We start from the raw sequence: 22710 nt of genomic DNA, 5'->3' as shown, positions 1-22710 counted from the left end.
GTCTTAGCGCGTTGCAGGACGCATTCCCAAGAGGTGCGCGCAATCTTTCAAGAAGATTTTGACATGCGCCATCGGCTTTTTGCGCACCAGCTTCTTGTTCATATAGGCCTGCCACGTGAGCTGCTGCACGTCCTTGTCGTCGCACATCGTCACGAACCGCTCGCGGCGCTTGTCCGACGAGTACCAGAAATACTGCATCATCCCGAGGATCCAGAACACCCGTCCGTGGTCCTTCATGAAGCGTTTGCGCGCCGTTCGAAGCGCCTTGGCCTCGCCGGTCTTGAGAAACGCGCTGGCGGCATCGGCGACATAGCGCCCGCCGGTCATCGCGTAATAAATGCCTTCACCCGAGGCCGGGGCGACGATTCCGGCAGCGTCGCCGGCGACGATCACATCCGCGCCGTTGTCCCAGCGCTTGAGCGGTTTGAGCGGGATTGGCGCGCCTTCGCGGCGGACGGTCTCGCAGCGGGTAAGATCGAGGTCGCTGCGCATCTGCGACACCGCACCGCGCAGCGAGAAACCCTTGTTCGCGCTGCCCACGCCGATGCTCGCGGTTTCGCCGTGCGGAAACACCCAGGCGTAGAAATCGGGCGAGAGCTTGCCCTGGTAGAAGACATCGCAGCGCGAACCGTCGAACGCGTCGGTGTCGTTGTCCGGGGATTTGATGATCTCGTGATAGGCAAAGACACAGGGCACGCGCTCGGCACCCGGCAGGCATTGCTTGGCGACCGCCGACCGTGCCCCGTCGGCACCGATGATGCAGCGCGCGCGGACCCGCTCGATCTCGCCGCCGCGCTCGCGCCGGAAGGTGACGATCGGGTGCCGGTGCTCGTCACGCTCGACCTTTTCGAACACGCCGGTCAGGCGCTCGGCCCCGGACATGCGGGCGCGCTCGCGCAGCCATTCGTCGAACTCGTCGCGGTCGACCATGCCGACATAGCCGATCTCGCCGACCGGCATGTCCACCGCCCGGCCCGACGGCGCGATCATCCGGGCACACCGGGCACGCGCGACCAGAAGGCTTTGCGGAATGTCGAAATCCTCCAGCATCCGCGGGGGCACCGCCCCGCCGCAGGGCTTGATCCGCCCGCCGCGCTCCATCAGCAGCACCGAGTGGCCTGCCAGCGCAAGATCGGTCGCCGCGGTGGCGCCGCACGGGCCCCCGCCAACGACTACGGCGTCATAGATTGTCTCGTTCATGCGAACACCTCTTTCTCCCCTGCCCCCATTTCATCGCCGAGGGTCGGCGCGGCCCGCGTCGCGCGCACGGCGAGAACCGCCGCGAGCACGAACAACGAAGCCTCGACTGCGAAAATCAGCTGGAATGCGCTGCCATCGTGGCCGAGTACGCGGCGTGCGGCATCCACTCCGACCGCGCCCAGCAATCCACCTAGCCCGAATGCAATTGCCTGCGCCGCGCCCCACACACCCATACGCACGCCTTCGCGCGTTTTTGCACCCGCTCCGGCCAGACCCATCATGGCGCCGATCGCAGCGACCGCGAAGACACCGTTGCCGAATCCGAGCACGAAGACATTCGGTCCGATCGGCCAACCCGGTCCGACCATCGCCGAGATCGCCAGCACCGACAGCGCCAGCGCCGACAGCAGGCATCCGCCCGCAATCCACGCCCTCAGGTTCGACGTCAGCCGCCCCTTGAACGCGCTGCCGCCGACACCCGCAACGATCATGCCGAGCAGGATCCCGCCCTGATGCTGGCCGCCAAGCTGGGTCGATTCCCCCGGTGTCATGCCGTAGACGAGACCCGCAAACGGCTCGAGGATCAGGTCCTGCATGCTGAACGCCATCATCGAGACGAAGATGAAAACGGTGAAGCGCCGCGCCGCCGTCTCGCTCCATATCTCGGCGATGGCCGCGCGGAAATCGGGTGCAGGTTCGTCCTTGCGGGTTTCCTCGAACTGGACATGTCCGCGCTCCAGCCGGAAGGTGGCGAGCGCGCACAGGGTAATGGTCGCGGCGGCAAGCCCGGACGCGATTGCAAGCAGCCGCTCCGGCGAATAGGGGTCCAGCAGCTTGCCTACGACGATTGCCGAGGCGACGATCCCGGCAACCATCATGATCCACGTGGTCGCCGCCGCCGCCGCACGCCTTTGCGGCGCGACGCCCGACGCCAGCAAGGCAAGCGCCGACGTGCCGCCCATCCCCACGCCCACACCGATTAACGTGTATGCGAGCACGGCCAGGCCGAAACCGGTTGCAAAATCATTCGCCATGACCGGCGTAGCGCGGGCGGCGAGCAGCACCCCGGCAGCCAGCACCGCAATGCCGCACAGGATCCACGGCGTCCGCTTGCGCCCCTTGTCCGAAATCTGGCCCCACAGCGGCCGGGTCAGCTGCACTGCATAATGCCACGCGACAAGGCCTGCGGGGATGGCAGCGAGGAGCGCGTATTCGACCACCATCAGGCGGTTGAGTACGGTCGTCGGCAAGACCACCATCGCGCCAATCGACGCCTGGACCAGCCCGATCCGGATGATCGAAACCCAGCCGAGCCCCGCGATGTCCGATCCCCGGCTCGCCATTAGATGTAGCCTCCCAGCCCAAAAGCCGAGCCAAGCATGCCGAGCACGTAGAGCGTCACGCCGACGGCGTTGTACCACGGGGCGTATTGCTTGGGATCGCGCAGCAGCTTGGGCATGGCGGCGAATTGCGCGGCGAGCACCGCGCCGACGATGCCAGCCGAGATGATGTGGCCCCACAGGATAAGGAGTGCGATCACCGCGACCTGCGCGAGTGCCATCACTGCGCAGGCGAACCGCGCCGCGCCCGTCACTCCCATCGTCACGGGCAGCGATTTGAGGCCGGTCTCGCGGTCTCCCTCGACCGCCTTGAAATCGTTCAGGGTCATGATGCCGTGCGCGCCGAGGCTGTATAGCACCAGCACCACCAGCACTTCGGTGCGCGGCAGGGAGCCGAGCATCACGGCCGCGCCAGTGAACCAGCTCAGCCCTTCATAGGTGAGGCCGACCACGGCGGGTCCGGTCCAGCCGCTGGTCTTGAAGCGGAAAGGCGGGGCGGAATATCCCCATGCCAGCGCGAGTCCGACCAGCGCTGCGATGAATACCCAGATGCCCAGCGCCCATGCAACAGCGGCAGAAATCGCCGTGCCGATCAGCGCGATATACAGTCCCCAGCGTCCCGCGATGCGCCCCGACGGGATCGGCCGGTCGGGTTCGTTGATCGCATCGACATGCCGGTCGAACCAGTCATTGACCGCCTGGCTCGTGCCGCAAACCAGCGGTCCGGCGAGCAGAATTCCACCGAGCACATACCACCAGCGGCCATCCATCCCCACGCCGGACGACACGGCACCGCACATGAAGGCCCACATCGGCGGGAACCAGGTGATGGGTTTGAGAAGCCGGACGACGTCCCTTGCTGCCGGAACCGGCGCGGGGCGAGTCGAAATTGCGGACCTCTCCATGGGGAGAGGCTATGCTTGACAACTCTAGGCGTCAATTTGTTTTGACACTTATTCTCCGCGAATGTTCGAATCCGGGCCGATTCGGGCTGTGTGTCGGGACTTGGCCGGTAAATCCGGGTGACAGCCGCGGGTTTGACACAAGTGTCAACTCGCCGGACGGTTCGAAACCGCTCAGCATGCGCCAAGCGCGTTTCTGACGCTTTCAACTGCGTTTATGTGTCGTTCGGGGTCCGCACTGTTTCCAGCGCCGATCGCGGCTGCGCTCAGTCGGAATCGGTCAGATTGCCGAGGCCGTAGCGATGCAGCTTCGAATACAGGCTCTGCCGCGAGAGTCCGAGGATTTCCGCCGCCGATGCACGGTTATCGGAGGTGTAGGATAGCGCCGCCTCGATGCAGAGGCGTTCGATCAGATCGGTCGATTCGCGCACGATATCCTTGAGCGACATGCGCCCGACGAGATCGGTGAGTTGCTCGACCGAACGCGGCAGGTCTTCCGAACCCGGCGGCAGGTCGCGCAGGCGGCGGCCGATCGGGCGGATAACGAAGGCATAGAGTGAATCATCACCCCCGCTGCGCACCGCCGAAAGCTCCACCGGCTCGCCTTCGAGTTCATGCCCGGCGCGGATAACGGTGCTGACGTTGCGCGCCGCGCCGTGCTGGTCGATCTGCCCCTCGATCAGGTCGAGATCGATACCGGGCCGCCCGACATATTCGGAAAGGTGACGCCCGCGCACCTGGTCCGCACTCGCCGCCTGGGCCAGTTCGACGAAGGACTGGTTCGCGCCGACAATTTCCAGATTGGCGTCGGCCATGACGAAGGCATCGGGCATCCGGTCGATGAGATCGAGCAGCGGCGAGGACACTTCCTTCGCCTCGTCGTCCAGCGGCGACAGGCGCAGCAGCAGGAATTGCCCGCGATCCTGGGTGAACCCGCTGATCGCAACGGTGACCTGTCGTGAGCCCTTGGACAGGGTGATTTCGATCGGCGTAACCGAAGCCGATGCCATGGCGGAGCCCGCCAGCACCTGCAGCGCATCGCGCGAGCTTTTTTCCACAACCGCCGGCAGTTTCTTGCCCTGCAGACCGCCGAGCCGCGTTCCGGTGAGCGAGTGCGCGGCCGGATTGGCCTCGCGGATCCGGAGGGTCTGCGCTTCCACGACCATGACCGCTTCCGACGAAAGCTCGAACAGCATGCGGTAACGCGCCTCGAGCTGGCGCATGCGCAGATAATCGCGTTCGAGCGATTGCTGGACCTGCAGCAGCCGTTGTTGCAGCTTGCCGGCTTCGCGCAAGTCGCGGCCGAAAGCGATACGGTGTTCGCCGCCATTGACGCTCAGAACAGCGTAGCGGATCGGCACGATGCCATCGCGCGCAGGGTGGTTGACCTGCCGCCAATGCTGCACCTCGCCGCGGCGCGCGGCGGCGAGCATCTCCATGATTTTAGGGCGACTTTCCTCGGTTACCGTCTCGATCCAGTTGGTCCCTACCCAGTCATCGAACTCGGGGAAATCGTTGGGGTCGAAGGCCGCATCGAGGATGGTTCCGGTATCGTCGAGCACAAGCGTGACGTCTCCGGCAACCATGGCCAGTTTCATCGCGGAATCGGCATCGAGAGTGTCGAAGAGTTCCGCCGCTTTATCGAACGGATTCTTGCCTTCGATACTGTGCTTACGTGTGAGCATTTAGGGTCCCGGTTTAACGCATAATTTGCGCCCGCACCGGCGCAGAGGCGACCAGACTTTCGGCCTCCTCAAGTGCAGCACGTGCGTCGGCGCCGGTCCCATCGGCTCCTACTGTTGCGACGAGCGAGGGGTCTTCGTTGACCACCCTCCCGCCAATGATAATCGAAATATTCGGATTGGCCGAAACGCTACGCATCGCCTTGATCAGGTTCGAGATGGCGGCGCTAGGGCAGTCGCGAGAGATGGTCAATCCTGCGACATCGAAGAACTTGTAAGCCAGCCGGTCCAGCAATTCACGGCGTTCCGGCCGGGCGATCGCCTCGCTGTCCCAACCTGCCCGGGCGAAGACTTCATCGAGCATCAGGGCTCCGAATGTGTGCTGGTCGCCAGGCATGGCGGCGAACAGGACGCTTCCGCGCGATCGCGATTCCTCGCTCAGCGAAGTCGGCACGCGCGCGGCGATTTCCCGCATCACTTCCTGCAGGCGCCACAGGCCCATGGTCACGTCGATGAAATCGCATTCATCGGATTCCCACATTTCGCCGAGGCGGCGTGCGGCGGGGGCCAGCAGGTCGAGATAGATCGCCTCGACGCTCACTCCGGCATCGAGAAAGTTATCCACTTCCTCCAGCAGGTTTGCGGCTTCGAGCTTCAGCGGAAGCGAAGCGAAGCGGCTTGCGTCGGAGGGGTCGATTTCGCTGCCGCGGATCGATGCGACCGAAGCGCGTCCGGTCGAATGTGCCATCAGCAGTCGCGGAATGATTTCCCCCTCGATGATCGAGTTGATCGAATCGCTTTCGGTCGCTCCGGGACTGTTCGGACCGGCCTCGGCCGATGCCTTCCAGCGCCCCAGCGGATTTATCATGATATTTCGCAGAGCGGCAGAACCGGCGCCAATTACGCCTGTTCCCTTGGTTCCTGCCATCTGATCCTCCCAGTCTCCCGGTCCACAATGCCGGGAACGGCGCGGATCGCGTCGCTGCTGGTGAGGTCGAATGGATTCCGACTCCTATCCCGCCAGCGAATCCCGTGTACGCGGTTTTGGTTCGATGAGCAAACGCGCTCGATTTTTCGTGAAAAGTTGTCAAGTCAACAAGACGTCCACTTGGATTGACACTCTGTGTGTAAATGGCGTAATCATCGAGTCTAGAGGGAAAGGCAATCGCCACAGAGATGACTCGGAAGGATCAAGCATCCCCGGTCGCACCCACCGCCTCAAAGGCGCGGGCAAGTGATAGGCAAGGGAACAAGGGGGCGCTCTATTCGCAAGAAGAGCGGCGGCGGAGAGACGAGTCGGTCTGGACCCTGGTTCAAGGCGTTCTCGCTCCGCTCCAGTTCCTCGTCTTCCTCGTCAGTCTCGCACTCGTAATCCGTTACATGACAACCGGCGAAGGCGCCTTTGCTGCGGACATGTCGATCGTCCTCAAGACTCTGGTGCTCTACACGATCATGATCACCGGCTCGATCTGGGAGAAGGTCGTGTTCGGGCGCTGGCTGTTCGCCCCGGCATTCTTCTGGGAAGACGTTTTCTCGATGCTCGTGCTGGCATTGCACACGCTCTATCTCGTGATGCTGCTGGGCGCGGTCGGATCGGTGGAACAGCGCATGCTGGTCGCACTCGCCGCCTACACCGCCTATGTCATCAACGCCGCTCAGTTCCTGTGGAAGCTGCGCATGGCGCGCCTGCAGGGCGCTGCACCCGCTGCGGTGCCCGCATGAGCCCGCCCGACACCCTGACGGCCACGCCCCTCCCCGGCTGCGACGCTCCGGAGGCCAAGGCGCAGCGCCCGGTCCTGCGCGAGCGGGGCCAGCGCGAGGTCTTCTGCGGGCTCACCGGCATCGTCTGGCTGCACCGCAAGATGCAGGACGCTTTCTTCCTCGTCGTCGGCTCGCGCACATGCGCGCACCTGCTGCAAAGCGCGGCGGGGGTGATGATCTTCGCCGAGCCGCGCTTCGCCACCGCAATCATGGAAGAGCGCGATCTTGCGGGCATGGTCGATTGCCAGGACGAGCTCGACCGCGTGGTCGACCGCCTGCTTGCGCGCCGCCCCGACATCAAGACGCTGTTCCTGGTCGGCTCGTGCCCTTCCGAAGTCATCAAGCTCGACCTTGCCAAGGCCGCCGAGCGTTTGGGCGCGCGGCACATGCCGCAGGTTCGCATCCTGAATTATTCGGGCAGCGGGATCGAGACGACCTTTACCCAGGGCGAAGACGCTTGCCTTGCCGCGCTGGTGCCGGAAATGCCTGCTTTGGCGGAGGACGCGCCGCAAGAGCTGCTGGTCGTCGGGTCGCTTCCCGACATCGTCGAGGACCAGTTCCTGCGCCTGTTCGACCAGCTCGGCATCGAGCGGGTCGGCTGCCTGCCCGCGCGCAATGCCCGCGATCTTCCATCGGTAGGACCGAACACGCGCTATCTGCTCGCCCAGCCTTTCCTCGCCGACACGGCGATGGCTCTCGAGCGCCGGGGAGCAAAACGGCTCGACGCCCTGTTCCCCTTCGGAGCCGAAGGGACGACCAATTGGCTCAAGGCTGCCGCCGATGCATTCGGCGTCGATGAAATGCACTTCAACCGCGTGATCGCGCCGGGCCGCGAACGCGCCAAACGCGCGATCGAACATTCGCGCGCCAAGCTCGAGGGCAAGCGCATCACTTTCCTGCCGGACTCGCAGCTCGAAGTGCCGCTTGCGCGCTTCCTTGCGACCGAGCTCGACATGATCCCCGTCGAAGTGGGGACGCCCTACCTGCACCGCTCGCACTGCGCGCAGGAACTCGACCTGATCCCGCCCTCCGCGCGGATCAGCGAGGGCCAGCATGTCGACAAGCAGCTCGACCGCGTGCGCGAAGACAAGCCCGACCTTACCGTCTGCGGCCTCGGTCTCGCCAATCCGCTCGAATCCGAGGGGTTTTCCACCAAGTGGGCGATCGAGCTCGTCTTCTCGCCGATTCACGGTTTCGACCAGGCCGGTGATCTTGCCGAACTCTTTGCGCGGCCGCTGCGGCGTCGCGACGTGCTGGAGGTGTAGGCGCAATGCAGTTGTCGGTCTGGACATATGAAGGCCCACCGCATGTCGGGGCAATGCGCATCGCGACCGCGATGGACAAGCTCCACTATGTCCTGCACGCGCCGCAGGGCGACACCTATGCCGACCTGCTGTTCACGATGATCGAACGGCGCGGGAAGCGTCCGCCTGTAACCTACACCACTTTCGAAGCGCGCGACCTCGGCAAGGACACCGCCGAACTGTTCCAGACCGCTGCGCGCGAAGCGGTCGAGCGGTTCAAACCGCAGGCAATCATCGTCGGTGCATCGTGCACGGCGGAGCTGATCCAGGACGATCCGGGCGGGCTTTCCGAAGCGATGGACCTGCCCTGCCCCGCGATCCCGCTCGAACTGCCGAGCTACCAGCGCAAGGAAAACTGGGGTGCGGCGGAGACGTTTTACCAGATCGTCCGCACGCTGGCCGACAAGGATTTGGCACCGGGACCACGGGAAGGCCGCAAAGCGCGCGCCAACATCCTCGGCCCGACCGCGCTCGGCTTTCGCCACCGCGACGACCTCGTCGAGATTCGCAAGATCCTCGACACGCTGGGCGTCGAAGTGAACCTCGTCGCGCCGCTGGACGCGACCCCGCGGGACATCACCCGGATCGGCGCGGCCGATTTCAACATCGTTCTTTATCCCGAAATTGCAGATGAAGCGGCCCGCTGGCTCGAACGCACGTTCAAGCAGCCGACGGTCCGCTCAATCCCAATCGGTGTGGGGGCCACACGTGCTTTCATTACCGACGTCGCCGAGTTGGCAGGTGCAGATCCCACGCCTGCCCTCGGCGACACCCATTCCCGGCTCCCATGGTGGAGCCGCAGCGTCGATTCGACCTATCTCACCGGCAAACGGGTCTTCATCTTCGGCGATGCAACGCATGCCGTGGCCGCCGCGCGGATCGCGCATGAAGAGCTCGGCTTCGAAGTGTGCGGACTCGGCTGCTACAATCGCGAATTCGCCCGAGACGTGCGCGAGGCGGCGAAGCTCTACGGCGTCGAACCGCTGATCACCGACGATCACCTCGCGGTCGAGGAAGCGATCATCGAAGCCGCGCCGGAAATGGTGCTCGGCACCCAGATGGAGCGCCACATCGCGAAGCGGCTGGGCATGCCCTGCGCAGTGATTTCCGCTCCGGTGCATGTCCAGGACTTCCCGGCAAGGCATTCGCCGCAAATGGGTTTCGAAGGCGCGAACGTGATCTTCGACACCTGGGTCCACCCGTTGGTGATGGGGCTCGAAGAGCACCTGCTCACCATGTTCCGCGAGGATTTCGAATTCTCCGACGAGAACGGCCCGTCGCATCACGCGGCGCACGCACCCAAGAACAATCAACGACGCGCGCCCGCGATCGATGCCGAGGTGCCCGAAGAACCGGTGCTCCCAGTCAATCCGGAGAGCATCTGGACCGCCGAGGCCGAGAAAGAGCTCAAGAAGATCCCGTTCTTCGTCCGCGGCAAGGCGCGTCGGAACACCGAAGCCTTTGCGCTCGATCAGGGCCGCGCGGAAATCGATCTCGACACGCTCTACGACGCGAAAGCCCACTATGCCCGGTAAGGGCAACGCCTCGATCGTGGCGCACCGCCGCGCTCCCGTCCGGGCCGTGATCGTCACGCTCGACAACCATCTGAAGGGCGCGGTCGAACGGGCAGGCGATGTCCTGCGAAGCGAAAACATCGAGCTCAGCCTTCACGCGGCAGCCGATTGGGACCGCGATGCCGAAGCGCTCGATCGGACCAAGGAGGCCATCGCCAACGCCGACATCGTGATCGCGACGATGCTGTTCCTCGACGATCATTGCCGCGCGATCCTGCCAACGCTCGAGGAACGCCGCGAAAATTGCGACGCGATGGTGTGCCTGATGTCGGCCGGCGAGGTCGTGAAACTTACCCGGATGGGCGGCTACCGCATGGATGCGCCCGCGAAAGGTCCGCTGGCGCTGCTCAAGAAGCTTCGCGGGTCGAAGAAACAGGGCGCAAGCTCGGGCGCCGGGCAGATGAAGATGCTGCGCCGTCTTCCGAAGATCCTGCGTTTCATCCCCGGCACCGCGCAGGATGTGCGGGCGTATTTCCTCACCTTGCAATACTGGCTCGCCGGATCGGACGAGAACGTGATCGCGATGGTCCGCTCGCTGATCGATCGCTATGCCTCTGGCGAGCGCGCGGGGCGCCGCGGCATCACCAGGGCCGACGCCCCGCTCGAATATCCCGAAACCGGCGTCTACCATCCCCGCAGCAAGCAGCGCATTTCGGAAAGCCTGCGCGTGCTTCCACGCTCCAAGGGCGAAAACGGCACGGTCGGTTTGATCCTGCTGCGCTCCTACCTGCTCGGCCACGACAGCGGGCACTATGACGGCGCAATCGCAGCCTTCGAAGCCGCCGGGATGAAGGTCGTTCCCGTTTTCGCAAGCGGACTCGATGCGCGCCCCGCGATCGATGCATTCTTCAAGGACCGCGACGGCAATCCCACCGTGGATGCGATCGTCAATCTCACGGGCTTCTCGCTGGTCGGCGGCCCGGCCTACAACGATGCCGAGGCGGCGCGCGAAGTGCTGGCCGATCTCGACGTGCCCTATCTCGCCGCCCACGCGATCGAATTCCAGACGATCGAGGAATGGCGCGCCCGCCCGCAGGGGCTATTGCCGCTCGAAGCGACGATGATGGTCGCGCTGCCCGAACTCGACGGCTCTACTGTGCCCAGCGTATTCGGAGGCCGTGCGGGTGAAGGCGCGGTGTGCGAAGGTTGCGAGCGTCGCTGCGAAAAGCCGAAATCCGATCACCTCCGCCCGATGCAGGGCTGCCCCGAACGCGCCGAGGCGCTCGCCGCACGCGTCGGCAAACTGATCGAACTGCGCCGCAGCGAACGCGCGGCCCGCAAGCTCGCGGTGGTGCTGTTCAACTTCCCGCCCAATGCCGGCGCGACCGGCACGGCGGCGTTCCTGGCGGTGTATGAATCTCTTTTCGCAACGCTCCAGCGGCTCGCAGCCGAAGGATACGATGTCGACCTTCCCAACAGCGTTGATTCCCTCCGCGAGGCGATCCTGACCGGTAACGCCGAGCAATTCGGTGCCGACGCCAATGTCGCCGCGCGCATTCCTGCCGACGAGCATGTGCGCCGCGAACCGCATCTCGCCGAGATCGAAGCGCAGTGGGGTCCTGCCCCGGGCAAGCAGCAAAGCGATGGCGGCCACATCCAGGTCCTCGGCGCGCATTTCGGCAATGTCTTCGTCGGCATCCAGCCCGCCTTCGGGTACGAAGGCGATCCGATGCGGCTGCTGTTCGAAGGCAACTTTGCTCCGACCCATGCCTTCAGTGCTTTCTATCGCTGGATTCGCGAGAACTTCGGCGCGCATTCGGTGCTGCATTTCGGCACCCACGGCGCGCTCGAGTTCATGCCCGGCAAGCAGACTGGCATGACCGGCGATTGCTGGCCCGACCGGCTGATTGGCAACCTGCCCAACTATTACCTCTACGCTGCCAACAATCCGACCGAGGGCATGCTGGCCAAGCGCCGGTCGGCCGCGACGCTGGTCAGCTACATGACTCCGCCGCTGGCACAGGCCGGGCTTTATAAGGGCCTTTCGGAGCTCAAGGCGAGCGTCGAGCGCTGGCGGATGACGAGCGAAACGAGCGAGCGCGCCGACCTCGAAGCGATCATCCGCGATGAGTGCGAGGCACTCGATATCGAATGCGGCGACATCGAAGATCTGACCGGCCGCCTCTACGAACTCGAAGCGACCCTGATCCCGCATGGCCTTCACGTGCTCGGGCGCAATCCGGCGGGTGCCGAGCGCGAGGACATGCTCGATGCCATGGTGGAAGCCTCGGAAGATACCGAGCGAGACGAGCTCGCTGCCAAACTCGATGCCAGCGACGAACTCGGCTCGCTGATCCACGCGCTCGATGGCGGCTACGTCCAGCCTGCCCCGGGCGGAGACATCGTCGCCAATCACGATGTGCTGCCCACGGGCCGAAACATCCACGGGTTCGACCCGTTCCGCATCCCGAGCGCCTATGCCTGCATGCAGGGCCGCGACCAAGCCGAGCGGTTGATCTCGCGCCACGTTGAGAGCGGACAGCCCTTCCCCGAAAGCATCGCGATGGTGCTGTGGGGCACCGACAACATGAAGACCGAAGGCGTCCAGATCGCGCAGGCGATGACGCTGATGGGCGCCAAGCCACGGCGCGACAGCTACGGCCGCCTGTGCGGGGCCGAACTGATCCCGCTCGAAGAACTGGGCCGCCCGCGTATCGACGTGGTGATGACGCTTTCGGGCATCTTCCGCGACCTCCTGCCGCTGCAAACCCGCATGCTCGCCGAAGCCGCGCTGCTGGCAAGCCAGGCCGACGAACCGCTCGAAACCAATTTCGTCCGCAAGCACAGCCTCGCCCACCAACAGGCGCATGGCTGCGAACTCGAAACCGCCGCGCTGCGAGTGTTCTCCAACCAGGAAGGTGCCTACGGCGCGAACGTCAACCAGATGATCGATGGCGGCGTCTGGGCCGATCCGGACGAACTCGCCAACGCGTTCGAGATCAACAAAGGCTTCGCCTACGGCGTCAGCGGCACTCCCGTGCAGCAACGCGAGCTGCTCCAGAGCGCGCTTCGAGACGTCGAATTTACCTATCAAAACCTCGAGAGCGTCGAAGTCGGGATCACCGATCTCGACCAGTATGTCGACGGACTCGGCGGGGTCAGCCGCTCGGTCGCGAGGGCCAAGGGAGCCGAGGCGCCAGTCTATATCCTCGATGCGACCCGCGGGAACGCCAAGGTCCGCACCCTCGCCGAGCAAATCGACCTCGAAACCCGCACCCGCACGCTCAATCCGAAATGGTTCGAAGGCATGCTCGACCACGGTTTCGAAGGCGTGCGGCACATCGAAATGCACGTGACCAACACACTCGGCTGGTCGGCCACCACCGGTCAGGTCCAGCCATGGGTCTACCAGAAAATTTCCGAAACCTTCGTCCTCGACGAAGAGATGCGCCGCCGTCTTGCCGAGCTCAATCCGAAGAGCTCCGCACGCGTCGCAAACCGCCTGCTTGAAGCCTGCGATCGCCAGCTGTGGGAGCCCGACGAGGCCACGCTGGCTGCGCTGCGCGAAGCAAACGACGAACTCGAAGACCGCCTCGAAGGCGTCTTTGCCGCCGAATGAGACAAGGGATTAGTCTATGAACCTCCACAGCCCCAAATCCAGCTTCAGCCCGCCAGACGGCGAAGGCTCGGTGCAGGTCCAGCTCGACCCGCGCGACGCGATCAAGGGCGCAAAGGTCTTCGCGGTCTACGGCAAGGGCGGGATCGGCAAATCGACCACCTCGTCGAACCTGTCCGCTGCGTTCTCGAAGCTCGGCCACCGGGTGCTCCAGATCGGCTGCGATCCCAAGCACGACAGCACCTTTACGCTTACCAAGAAGCTGATGCCGACTGTCATCGACGTGCTCGAAACGGTTGAATTCCATAGCGAAGAGCTGCGGCCCGAAGACTATATGTTCGAAGGCTACAACGGCGTGATGTGCGTCGAGGCCGGCGGCCCGCCGGCGGGCACCGGCTGCGGCGGCTATGTCGTCGGCCAGACGGTCAAGCTCCTGAAACAGCACCACCTGCTCGAAGATACCGACGTCGTGATTTTCGATGTCCTGGGAGACGTGGTGTGCGGCGGGTTCGCCGCCCCGCTGCAACACGCAGAGCGCGCACTGGTGGTCGCCGCCAACGATTTCGACAGCATCTTCGCGATGAACCGGATCGTCGCCGCAATCGGTGCGAAGTCGAAGAACTACGACGTCCGCCTCGCCGGCGTGGTCGCCAATCGCAGCCGCGAAACCGACGAGATCGATCGCTTCTGCGACCGCATCGGGATGGAACGCCTCGCGCACTTCAAGGACGTCGATGCGATCCGTCGCAGCCGTCTCAAGAAATGCACCTTGTTCGAAATGGGTGACGATCCCGAAGTCGTCGCCGCACAGGACGAATATCTCCGCCTCGCCGCGATGCTCTGGGCCGGGGTCGAGCCGTCGACCGCACAGCCGATGAAGGACCGCGACATCTTCGACTTCCTGGGGTTCGAGTGATGGCTACACATCCAGACAGCAGATTGGCGCAAACCGGTTTCGATTCCCGCCGCGAGGCGCTCGCGACCTATTTCGACTCCACCGCCAGACAGGCGTGGATCGACCTGACCTCGGACGCCAAGGTCAGCGGCATCCGCGCCACCGTGCGCGCGGGCCGTGACGAAATGCGCTCGACGCTGCTCGACTGGCTGCCCACAGACCTTCGGCGCACCCGTATCCTCGATGCCGGATGCGGTACCGGGGCGCTGGCGATCGGCGCGGCCTATCGCGGTGCCGAAGTCACCGGAGTGGATGTCGCAGGCGGCCTGATCGAAGTGGCGCGCGAACGCACGCCGGGCTTCATCGGCCATGGCCGGATCGACTGGCTGGCAGGCGACATGCTCGATCCTGCGCTCGGGAGCTTTGCCCACACCGTCGCGATGGATTCGCTGATCCACTACTCGCCCGAAGATCTTGTCGACGCGATCGAGCAGATCGGCGAGCGGACCTCGGAAACCATCCTGTTCACCTTTGCCCCGCTGACACGTCTGCTGGGCGCGATGCACACGATCGGGAAGGCCTTTCCGAAGGGCAACCGCTCTCCCGCGATCGTGCCCGTCGCCGAGGATGAACTGCGCGCCCGTCTCGGCGAGCTGCGCGATTGGTCGATCGGCCGCACGAAGCGCGTTTCGAGCGGTTTCTACACCTCGCAGGCACTCGAACTGGTAAGGCGCGGATGAGCACTGCGCCCCGCCCTCCTTCCTCCTTCGCGGAGTTCGCAATGGCCCTGATGCCATTCGCGGACGCGGCAAGCACCGACTTGCCGCTCGGGCGGCTGCTGCGTCTCTCGTTGTTCCAGGTGAGTGTCGGGATGGCGATGGTGCTGCTGAACGGCACACTCAACCGCGTGATGATCGTCGAGCTCGGCACGCCCGCCTGGATTGTCGCGCTGCTCATTGCCGTACCCCTTCTCGTCGCTCCCTTCCGGGCGTTGATCGGACACAAGTCCGACACGCACCGCTCCTTCCTCGGCTGGAAACGCGTGCCCTACATATGGTTCGGTACGATTATGCAGTTCGGCGGCCTCGCGATCATGCCTTTCGCGCTGCTGTTGTTCGACGAGGCCGAGACCTTCAATCTTGCCGTGATCGCGGCGGCCGCATCCTTCCTGCTCACCGGGGCGGGTTTCCATGTGACGCAGACGGCGGGCCTCGCGCTCGCCACCGATCTTGCACCCGAAGATAAGCGCCCGCGCGCGGTCGCGCTGCTCTACGTGATGCTGCTGGTCGGCATGATGTTCGCCGCCTTCGTGATCGGCGGTTTGCTGATCGACTTCAGCCCGACCCGGCTGGTGCAGGTCATCCAGGGCGCTGCCGTGCTCACAATGGTGCTTAACCTCACCGCGCTGTGGAAGCAGGAAGCGCGCAATGTCGCGGCGACCGCGCCCGACCGCGAAACACCCGATTTCCGCGAGCTTTGGAATGCCTTCGTGCGCGACGGGCGCAACGCGCGGTTGCTGATCGCGATCGGCATCGGCGCCGCTGGCTTTGCGATGCAGGATGCGCTGCTCGAACCGTATGGCGGCGAAGTGCTGGGCCTTTCGGTGGGTGCCACGACCGGTCTCACCGGAGCGTGGGCTTTCGGCGCCTTGCTTGGCTTCATGTGGTCGGGCCGGATGCTCGGGCGCGGCGGCGATCCGCTGCGCATTGCCGGGATCGGCCTCGTCCTCGGCGTCACCGCATTCCTGGTCATCGTTTTCGCTGCGCCCTTCGCTTCGCCGTCGATGCTGTTCATCGGCGCTACGCTGATCGGCGTCGGGCTCGGCCTGTTTTCGGTCGGCACGCTGATCGAAGCCATGAACCTCGCCGAGAATGCGACGGCGGGCCTCGCGCTAGGCGCGTGGGGCGCGGTTCAGGCGACCTGCGCCGGGGCCGGCATCGCGCTCGGCGGAGCGCTGCGCGATACCGTCGCCGCGATTGCCATGAGCGGTGATGCAAGCGCCGTCACCGCCACCCGCGCGACCGGCTACACCACCGTCTACGTCATCGAAATCCTGCTGCTTCTTGCAGGCCTCGCCGCGATCGGACCGCTTGTCGGCCGCGCTCGCAGATCTGCCAACGAATTGGGGGAAGGCGCCGGCCAGCCGTTCGGCCTGCGCGAGTTCCCGACATGAATGCGGCCGCCGTTCTTAGCCGCACAAGTACTGAGAGGAATGTGACATGAACAACACATACATTGTCGGGACGTTCGACGTCGCCGAACTCGCTTTCCTGAGCTTCTTCGTCTTCTTCATCGGGCTGGTGATCTACCTCAATCGAGAGAGCCGCCGCGAAGGCTATCCGCTCGAGGATGAGTGGACCGGAAAGGTCGAGACACCGAAGCTGTTCGACTTCGAGAAGAAGGAATTCCAGCTGCCGAACGGTCGGGGCACCTATGTCCCCGAAGACGTGCCGCGCGATCCAGTCGAAATTCCGGCGGTCCGTTCGTTCGGAGCCGGCGGGGCACCCTATGTGCCGACCGGCAATGCGATGAAAGACGGCCTCGGCCCGGCAGCCTGGGCCAACCGGAAGGATTATCCGGACCTGACTTTCGACGGCAAACCGCGCATCGTCCCAATCGCAGACAGCCACGAGATCGAGATCGCGCCCAATGATCCGAACATCGTTGGCTGGCCGGTGGTCGCAGCCGACAAGAAGGTCGTCGGCAAGGTGAGCGATATCTGGGTCGACCAGGCCGAACACCTGATCCGCTATCTCGAAGTGACGACCAACACCGGAACCAAGGTGCTCGCACCGATGACGGTCGCCGTCGTGCACGGCAAAGGGCTCCTGACCGGTATCCTTCCGGATGGCCCCGACGAGGTCGAAATCGACGCGATCACCTCGGAGCAGTTCGAGGATGTGCCGCAGGTCAAGACCGCAGGCCAGATTACCCGTCTCGAGGAAGACCAGATCATGGCCTATTTCGGCGGTGGCTACATGTACGCCACGGCCGACCGCGGTGAGCCGTTCCTGTGAGTAACGACCTCCACGAGCTGCCAGAGCTGGATCACCCGGACGTTGCCGGACATGGACCGGCAGCCGACGGTGATCCGATGGGTACACCTGCCCCGGACGAGAAGGTATTGTGGAAAGGGCGCCCGGACCGGTCGCTGCTGGCGCGCACCGCCTTCCACAGCTGGAGCGTGGCGATCTATTTCGTCGTCCTCATCGGGCTGGCGCTCGCCTTCGGTAACGCCGCCGGCGCGATCGTCTGTGCTGTACTCGGCGTCCTCGGCCTCGCGGTGCTGCAAGGCCTTGCCTGGCTCAGCGCGCGCAGCACGCTCTACATCCTGACCAACGAGCGGCTGATCATGCGGATCGGCATGGCGATCGAAACGCGGATCAACGTGCCGCTCAAACATGTCCAGGCGGCGCATCTGAAACCGCGCGGCAAGGGACATGGCGACATCGCGCTCGAACTTAATGGCGATCGACTGCTCGGTTACGTGCTGCTGTGGCCGCATGTGCGCCCCTGGAAGTTCGCGATGCCGCAACCGATGCTGCGCGCGATCCCCGATGCCGAAGGCGTTGCGAAGCAACTCGCCGATGCCTGCAGCGCATTCAACCGGATCGAGCAGAATTTGACCGAGATCAAGGATCGCACAGCCGAAACGGGCAAGCAGGAGAACGGCCCTGCCCCCCGTCCGGCCAAGGCGGGCGAGTTGGCCGATCGTGGTCTCAGGGGAGCGCCGGCATGATCGTACGTGAATACGAAGAGGACGAATTTGCAATCCACAAGGTGCCGATCATGATGATGGGCGGCGTGGTTGCGATTTCGCTCGCGCTGACATCGGTGGTTGCGTTTGGCTATGTCGACCGCGCGGCAGTGCCGAGCGAGGTTCGCGCGCAGGAAGGCGTGATGTCCACCGCAACGCGCAGCATCCAATTCTACGACGAGGCGGACGGCACCGTCCGGGTCGAGGATGCGGCAAGCGGCGAGGTCATTGCGAGCTTCGCACCGGCAACCGGCGGCTTCGTCCGCTCGAGCGTCCGCAGCCTGGTCCATGAACGGCGGATCAGAGGCATCGGTCGCGCCACTCCCTTCGAACTGATCGCGTGGGACAACGGCGCGCTCTCGCTGCGCGACACCACCACGGACAAGTCGATCGAACTGGCATCTTTCGGTGCCGATAACCGCGCGGTTTTCGCCGCCATGTTGAAATAAGAGGAGAAGCGTTGATGGGATCCAGCGCACAAACCATGCCACCGGGCATCCAGACGAATGCAAGGCAGTTCGATACGGCCTGCAGAATTCTGGTCGAACAGAGTCCGGATCATTTCCACGCTCACGTCGAGCTTGAGGGCGATATCGAATTGCAGCCGGGGGACAAGGTCCGCGTTCACGGCGCACCGATATCGGTGCCGTTCGGCCACAGCGCCACGTTCGAACGCGATGCCACGGTAACGCGCGCCGGTCCCCTGACCCGCGCCGCGACCCGTCTGGCCGCATATTTCGACCTCAAGGAACTCTACGAGGTCAGCTTCAATCCCGGGAGGATCAAATGAACGCACCGGCGAAAATAAATGCCGCCCACGGCGGCAAGATCATGACCAGCGACGAGGCGATGGCCCTCGCCACCCAAGACACCATCCTGACCCCGCGCTTCTACACCACCGATTTCGACGCGCTTGACGCAATCGACGTCTCGCTGGTGCGCGAGGAGTGGGACCAGTTGATCGCGGACATGGTCGGAGATCCGAACAAGAAGCACTTCCGCAACAAGGGCACGTTTGAAGGGATCATCGAAAACCTCGAGCCCGAACTGCGGGCCGAATTCACCGACTTCATGGTCAGCTCGATGACGTCGGAATTTTCCGGCTGCGTGCTCTATGCAGAAATCGCCCGGCGCACGAAGAACCCGGACGTGAAGCAGCTGTTCAAGCTGCTCGCTCGCGACGAAAGCCGTCATGCGGGCTTCATCAATGAAAGCCTGAAAGACGCCGGCATCGGGGTCGATCTCGGCTTCCTGACCAAGACAAAGAAGTACACCTACTTCAAACCGAAATTCATCTGGTACGCGGTCTACCTGTCGGAGAAGATCGGCTACGCGCGCTACATCACGATCTACAGGCACCTCGCGGCAAACCCGCAGAACAAGTTCCACCCGATCTTCGACTGGTTCGAAGAATGGTGCAACGACGAGTTCCGCCACGGCGAAGCCTTCGCGATGCTGATGCACGCCGATCCCAAACTGCTGAAGGGCCACAACAAGCTGTGGATCCGGTTCTTCCTGCTTTCGGTCTACGCCACGATGTATGTGCGCGATCACGCCCGTCCGGTGTTCCACAAGGCACTCGGCCTCGATCCGACCGAATACGATTACAAGGTGTTCGAGGTCTGCAACCAGATCAGCCGCCAGGTCTTCCCGGTCGAGCTCGACATCGACAGTCCGAAATTCCGCGCCAATATGGAAGCGCTGCGCCAGGCCGCACTCCGTATCGAAGACGGAAAGGCACAGGGCGGCATCGGTGGCTTTGCCAAGCGCGTCAGCGGCATGGCCGGTGCGGGCTGGAACTTCGCCAAGATGTACTTCCATCGCACCAAGCCCAACACGCTGCCGCAATCGATCAGGCTCCAGCCCGCATGGTAAGCTGGAGCGGCCATATTGTGCCGTTCATCGTGACGGTTGCGATCTGGTTTGTCGCGACCGGGCTGATTGCCTGGGCCGACAATCGCGACCGCGCGACCTTTTCGCGCAGTATCCTGATCGGCGGAGCCTTCGGCATCGCAGGGCTCATCGCGATTCTGATCGCCTCGCAATCGGCTTCGCTCTGGGGGGTCTATCTTGCCTTCGGCGGTGCCTTGATGGTGTGGGGCTGGCACGAGATCGGCTTCCTCACCGGAGCCGCAGCAGGACCGCGCCGCATTCCCGCCGAGGAAGGGCTAACGGGAGCGCGCCGTTTCGCCCAGGCGAGCGCGACCGTGATCCATCACGAGGTCGCGCTGGCGCTTACTGCGCTTCTGCTGATCTCGCTGTCCTGGAACGCGCCTAACCAGATCGGCGCGACGGTGTTCGTGCTGCTATTCGGCCTGCGCCTGACCGCCAAGATCAACATGTATGTCGGCGTGCCCAATTCGACCGCCGAAATGCTCCCCGCGCACCTCGCCTATCTCAAGACCTATTTCGGGGCGAACAGGATGACTTTGCTGCTGGCGGTGTCGATCGCTGCCATCGCATCGGTGGCGGGATGGTTCGGATCGCTCGCACTCGCCGCACCGGTCGGAAGCGCCGAGATGGTCGGGGCGAGCCTGCTGACGACATTATGCCTGCTCGGCGTGCTCGAGCACCTTTTCCTGGCTCTGCCGTTCCGCGACGGAATGCTGTGGGGCTGGGCCCTTCCGAAACGCGCCGTGGCGGTGCGCAACGACACGAATTCGAGAACATAAGAGATGACAACAGAGGGAAACGTCATGGACTTCGAAGCCTATTTCGCAAGCGAGCTGGACACCGTTCGCGAAGATGGTCGGTATCGGGTGTTCACCGATATCAAACGGCACCGGGGCAAGTTCCCGCACGCCACGCGCTTCATCGACGAAGAGACGCAGGCGGTCACCGTGTGGTGCTCGAACGACTATCTCGGCATGGGCCAGCATCCCAAGGTGCTCGAAGCGATGCACGAATGCCTCGATGAATGCGGCGCGGGTGCAGGCGGCACGCGCAACATTTCGGGCACCAATCACCATCACGTATTGCTGGAGCGCGAGCTCGCCGACCTGCACGGCAAGGAAGCCGCGCTGCTGTTCACCAGCGGATACGTATCGAACTGGGCGGGTCTGGGGACGCTCGCAGCCAAGATCCCGGGCTGCGTGGTGTTCTCAGACGCGCTCAACCATGCCTCGATGATCGAAGGGATCCGCCACAGCCGCGCCCCCTACAAGATCTGGAAGCATAACGATCCGGAAGACCTCGACCGGATGCTGTCCGAATTCGGACCAGATGTGCCCAAGCTGGTCGCTTTCGAGAGCGTCTATTCGATGGACGGCGACATCGCCCCGATCGCAGAGATCCTCGACGTTTGCGAGAAGCACGGCGCGATGAGCTATATCGACGAGGTCCACGCCGTCGGCCTCTATGGCCCGCGCGGCGGCGGCATTGCCGAACAGGAAGGTCTGATGGACCGGATCACCGTGATAGAGGGGACGCTGGGCAAGGCGTTCGGCGTGATGGGCGGCTATATCGCCGCTTCGGCCAACCTGGTCGATTTCGTCCGCAGCTTTGCCAGCGGCTTCATTTTCTCGACCGCGCTGCCTCCGGCTGTCGCCGCGGGCGCAGCCGCGAGCATCCGGCATCTCAAGGAAAGCAACGCCGAACGCGACCTGCAGAAGGAACGCGTCAAGCAGGTCCGGCGCAGTCTCGACATCATGGGCATCCCGCACCTCGACAATCCGAGCCACATCATCCCGGTGATGGTCGGTGATGCGAAGAAGTGCAAAATGATCAGCGACTGGCTGATGGACAATCACGGCATCTATGTGCAGCCGATCAACTACCCCACCGTTCCGGTCGGGACCGAGCGGCTGCGCCTGACCCCTTCGCCGGTCCACGACGACGGCGATATCACACGGCTGATCAACGCCTTGAGCGAAATCTGGTCGCAATGCGAACTGGCGCGGATGTCGGCAGCGGCCTGATCCCATCCGTCTTGCGTGGCTTAAGCGCAGGCTCGAATCGACCAAGAGAAAGGGCGGCGTGGTTTCCCACACCGCCCTTTTTCGTGTCAGCTTGAAATCGGCTCTTAGAGGCCGGCTTCTTCGAAGATCTCGGTGAATTCGCGACCGGCGAGACCCGGGTGGGTCACTGCCTTGGCGGCTTCGACATTGTCTTCCATGCCTTCGCCTTCAACGATGATCAGGCCGATCATGCCCGCTGCATAGTGCGGCACGCACTGGTAGCCGTAGACGCCCGGTTTCGGCAGGACGTAAGAAACTTCCTTGTTGATCTCACCGCGCCAGCCCTGGACGCCTTCGGGGACCATGCCGTCGATCGACGACGACTGGTGGGTCGGATCGGTCGGGACGAACTTGACCGTGTCGCCAACCTTGGCGGTGACGAGGCGCGGCTTGAAAACCTGCAGGCCGCTGGGATCGTCCGGATCGCGGGTGAGCATCTGGATTTCGATGACGGTGCCGTTCGGCTCGACTTCCGGCGCTGCGGCTTCGGCCGGCGCTTCTTCGGTTTCAGCCGGCGCAGTGGCGGTTTCCTCTTCTGCCGGCGCCGGGGCGGTGTCGCCGTCGGTCCGGCCGCCGCATGCGGCGAGGGTCAATGCACTTGCGAGCACAGTTGCGCCCATCAGATAAGTACGCTTCATATCAGTAATCCTCTGTCTTGCTCGAAGATCCCACGACGGGACCTAAACCACTTCATTCAGCGTTGAAAGCTCTGGTTCGGCACGGTTCTCCTCCCGCCCTTCCCGCGCTTTCCACGCCCCCTCAACGCACGAGCCGGAAAGGGTT

Annotated in this window: 20 protein-coding genes; 14 read left to right on the top strand and 6 right to left on the bottom strand. The window is 63.9% G+C overall.

The window, feature by feature from the left end; genetic code table 11:
- Positions 1-3: 3 nt before the first annotated feature.
- The 5 genes from ACI5KX_RS05225 to ACI5KX_RS05205 all read right to left on the bottom strand — a co-directional run bounded on the left by ACI5KX_RS05225 (position 4) and on the right by ACI5KX_RS05205 (position 6052).
- Entirely contained in the window at positions 4-1200 is a 1197-nt protein-coding gene (locus ACI5KX_RS05225) for a geranylgeranyl diphosphate reductase (RefSeq protein WP_406809622.1), read from the bottom strand.
- Positions 1197-2543 (bottom strand): BCD family MFS transporter, encoded by a 1347-nt coding sequence (locus ACI5KX_RS05220; RefSeq protein WP_406809621.1) that lies wholly within the window; start codon positions 2541-2543, stop codon positions 1197-1199. Before ACI5KX_RS05220 ends, ACI5KX_RS05225 begins: the two co-directional genes overlap by 4 nt.
- Positions 2543-3445, bottom strand: coding sequence for a chlorophyll synthase ChlG (gene chlG / locus ACI5KX_RS05215; protein ID WP_406809620.1), 903 nt, complete (start codon positions 3443-3445; stop codon positions 2543-2545). Before chlG ends, ACI5KX_RS05220 begins: the two co-directional genes overlap by 1 nt.
- A 263-nt stretch (positions 3446-3708) precedes the next feature.
- On the bottom strand, positions 3709-5127 hold the full coding sequence (ppsR, locus tag ACI5KX_RS05210; protein ID WP_406809619.1) for a transcriptional regulator PpsR: 1419 nt from the start codon (positions 5125-5127) through the stop codon (positions 3709-3711).
- A 13-nt stretch (positions 5128-5140) separates the two neighbouring features.
- Complete coding sequence (locus ACI5KX_RS05205; RefSeq protein ID WP_406809618.1) at positions 5141-6052, bottom strand: B12-binding domain-containing protein; 912 nt, start codon at positions 6050-6052, stop codon at positions 5141-5143.
- Positions 6053-6300: 248 nt separating this feature from the next.
- On the opposite strand from ACI5KX_RS05205, the gene bchF reads away from it, so the two are divergent.
- Genes bchF through hemA form a run of 14 tightly spaced genes read left to right on the top strand, consistent with a single transcriptional unit; the run spans position 6301 to position 21888 of the window.
- Entirely contained in the window at positions 6301-6846 is a 546-nt protein-coding gene (bchF, locus tag ACI5KX_RS05200; RefSeq protein WP_406809617.1) for a 2-vinyl bacteriochlorophyllide hydratase, read from the top strand.
- A complete protein-coding gene (locus tag ACI5KX_RS05195) occupies positions 6843-8150 on the top strand; it encodes a ferredoxin:protochlorophyllide reductase (ATP-dependent) subunit N (RefSeq protein WP_406809616.1) in 1308 nt (435 codons plus the stop codon). Before bchF ends, ACI5KX_RS05195 begins: the two co-directional genes overlap by 4 nt.
- A 5-nt stretch (positions 8151-8155) precedes the next feature.
- Entirely contained in the window at positions 8156-9724 is a 1569-nt protein-coding gene (gene bchB, locus ACI5KX_RS05190; protein WP_406809615.1) for a ferredoxin:protochlorophyllide reductase (ATP-dependent) subunit B, read from the top strand.
- On the top strand, positions 9714-13322 hold the full coding sequence (locus tag ACI5KX_RS05185; protein WP_406809613.1) for a magnesium chelatase subunit H: 3609 nt from the start codon (positions 9714-9716) through the stop codon (positions 13320-13322). Before bchB ends, ACI5KX_RS05185 begins: the two co-directional genes overlap by 11 nt.
- A 16-nt stretch (positions 13323-13338) precedes the next feature.
- Positions 13339-14235, top strand: a complete 897-nt coding sequence (gene bchL, locus ACI5KX_RS05180) for a ferredoxin:protochlorophyllide reductase (ATP-dependent) iron-sulfur ATP-binding protein (protein ID WP_406809612.1) — start codon at positions 13339-13341, stop codon at positions 14233-14235.
- The gene (gene bchM, locus ACI5KX_RS05175) at positions 14235-14954 is read left to right on the top strand and encodes a magnesium protoporphyrin IX methyltransferase (protein WP_406809611.1); all 720 of its coding nucleotides are present in this window, start codon (positions 14235-14237) and stop codon (positions 14952-14954) included. Before bchL ends, bchM begins: the two co-directional genes overlap by 1 nt.
- A gap of 41 nt (positions 14955-14995) precedes the next feature.
- Complete coding sequence (locus ACI5KX_RS05170; protein WP_406809610.1) at positions 14996-16387, top strand: BCD family MFS transporter; 1392 nt, start codon at positions 14996-14998, stop codon at positions 16385-16387.
- Between the two features lie 46 nt (positions 16388-16433).
- Entirely contained in the window at positions 16434-17231 is a 798-nt protein-coding gene (gene puhA, locus ACI5KX_RS05165) for a photosynthetic reaction center subunit H (protein WP_406809609.1), read from the top strand.
- Positions 17228-17953 carry a photosynthetic complex putative assembly protein PuhB gene (gene puhB, locus ACI5KX_RS05160; protein ID WP_406809608.1) on the top strand — a complete coding sequence of 242 codons (726 nt, stop codon included), beginning with the start codon at positions 17228-17230 and terminating at the stop codon, positions 17951-17953. The genes puhA and puhB overlap by 4 nt, the downstream gene beginning before the upstream one ends.
- The gene (gene puhC / locus ACI5KX_RS05155) at positions 17950-18420 is read left to right on the top strand and encodes a photosynthetic complex assembly protein PuhC (protein WP_406809607.1); all 471 of its coding nucleotides are present in this window, start codon (positions 17950-17952) and stop codon (positions 18418-18420) included. The genes puhB and puhC overlap by 4 nt, the downstream gene beginning before the upstream one ends.
- 14 nt (positions 18421-18434) lie before the next feature.
- Entirely contained in the window at positions 18435-18761 is a 327-nt protein-coding gene (locus tag ACI5KX_RS05150) for a hypothetical protein (protein WP_406809606.1), read from the top strand.
- Entirely contained in the window at positions 18758-19846 is a 1089-nt protein-coding gene (gene acsF / locus ACI5KX_RS05145) for a magnesium-protoporphyrin IX monomethyl ester (oxidative) cyclase (protein ID WP_406809604.1), read from the top strand. Before ACI5KX_RS05150 ends, acsF begins: the two co-directional genes overlap by 4 nt.
- Positions 19840-20643, top strand: a complete 804-nt coding sequence (puhE, locus tag ACI5KX_RS05140; protein WP_406809603.1) for a putative photosynthetic complex assembly protein PuhE — start codon at positions 19840-19842, stop codon at positions 20641-20643. The genes acsF and puhE overlap by 7 nt, the downstream gene beginning before the upstream one ends.
- A gap of 24 nt (positions 20644-20667) precedes the next feature.
- Positions 20668-21888: a 5-aminolevulinate synthase gene (gene hemA, locus ACI5KX_RS05135; protein WP_406809602.1), complete on the top strand. Its 1221-nt coding sequence runs from the start codon at positions 20668-20670 to the stop codon at positions 21886-21888.
- Between the two features lie 104 nt (positions 21889-21992).
- Here the strand turns inward: hemA and ACI5KX_RS05130 are convergent, their stop codons facing one another.
- Positions 21993-22565: a plastocyanin/azurin family copper-binding protein gene (locus ACI5KX_RS05130; RefSeq protein ID WP_406809600.1), complete on the bottom strand. Its 573-nt coding sequence runs from the start codon at positions 22563-22565 to the stop codon at positions 21993-21995.
- Positions 22566-22710 lie beyond the last annotated feature (145 nt).

This window comes from Erythrobacter sp. GH1-10, assembly GCF_045363165.1.
Taxonomy (GTDB): domain Bacteria; phylum Pseudomonadota; class Alphaproteobacteria; order Sphingomonadales; family Sphingomonadaceae; genus Erythrobacter.
This window is presented reverse-complemented; position numbering and strand designations above follow the sequence as displayed.

Coding starts and splice junctions, on each gene's coding strand:
- bchM (WP_406809611.1), top strand. CDS start 14,235: ATGGCTACACATCCAGACAGCAGATTGGCGCAAACCGGTTTCGATTCC.
- puhE (WP_406809603.1), top strand. CDS start 19,840: ATGGTAAGCTGGAGCGGCCATATTGTGCCGTTCATCGTGACGGTTGCG.
- ACI5KX_RS05225 (WP_406809622.1), bottom strand. CDS start 1,200: ATGAACGAGACAATCTATGACGCCGTAGTCGTTGGCGGGGGCCCGTGC.
- hemA (WP_406809602.1), top strand. CDS start 20,668: ATGGACTTCGAAGCCTATTTCGCAAGCGAGCTGGACACCGTTCGCGAA.
- acsF (WP_406809604.1), top strand. CDS start 18,758: ATGAACGCACCGGCGAAAATAAATGCCGCCCACGGCGGCAAGATCATG.
- ACI5KX_RS05130 (WP_406809600.1), bottom strand. CDS start 22,565: ATGAAGCGTACTTATCTGATGGGCGCAACTGTGCTCGCAAGTGCATTG.
- ACI5KX_RS05205 (WP_406809618.1), bottom strand. CDS start 6,052: ATGGCAGGAACCAAGGGAACAGGCGTAATTGGCGCCGGTTCTGCCGCT.
- ACI5KX_RS05150 (WP_406809606.1), top strand. CDS start 18,435: ATGGGATCCAGCGCACAAACCATGCCACCGGGCATCCAGACGAATGCA.
- ACI5KX_RS05185 (WP_406809613.1), top strand. CDS start 9,714: ATGCCCGGTAAGGGCAACGCCTCGATCGTGGCGCACCGCCGCGCTCCC.
- bchB (WP_406809615.1), top strand. CDS start 8,156: ATGCAGTTGTCGGTCTGGACATATGAAGGCCCACCGCATGTCGGGGCA.
- puhA (WP_406809609.1), top strand. CDS start 16,434: ATGAACAACACATACATTGTCGGGACGTTCGACGTCGCCGAACTCGCT.
- ACI5KX_RS05195 (WP_406809616.1), top strand. CDS start 6,843: ATGAGCCCGCCCGACACCCTGACGGCCACGCCCCTCCCCGGCTGCGAC.
- puhC (WP_406809607.1), top strand. CDS start 17,950: ATGATCGTACGTGAATACGAAGAGGACGAATTTGCAATCCACAAGGTG.
- bchF (WP_406809617.1), top strand. CDS start 6,301: ATGACTCGGAAGGATCAAGCATCCCCGGTCGCACCCACCGCCTCAAAG.
- bchL (WP_406809612.1), top strand. CDS start 13,339: ATGAACCTCCACAGCCCCAAATCCAGCTTCAGCCCGCCAGACGGCGAA.
- ppsR (WP_406809619.1), bottom strand. CDS start 5,127: ATGCTCACACGTAAGCACAGTATCGAAGGCAAGAATCCGTTCGATAAA.
- ACI5KX_RS05170 (WP_406809610.1), top strand. CDS start 14,996: ATGGCCCTGATGCCATTCGCGGACGCGGCAAGCACCGACTTGCCGCTC.
- chlG (WP_406809620.1), bottom strand. CDS start 3,445: ATGGAGAGGTCCGCAATTTCGACTCGCCCCGCGCCGGTTCCGGCAGCA.
- ACI5KX_RS05220 (WP_406809621.1), bottom strand. CDS start 2,543: ATGGCGAGCCGGGGATCGGACATCGCGGGGCTCGGCTGGGTTTCGATC.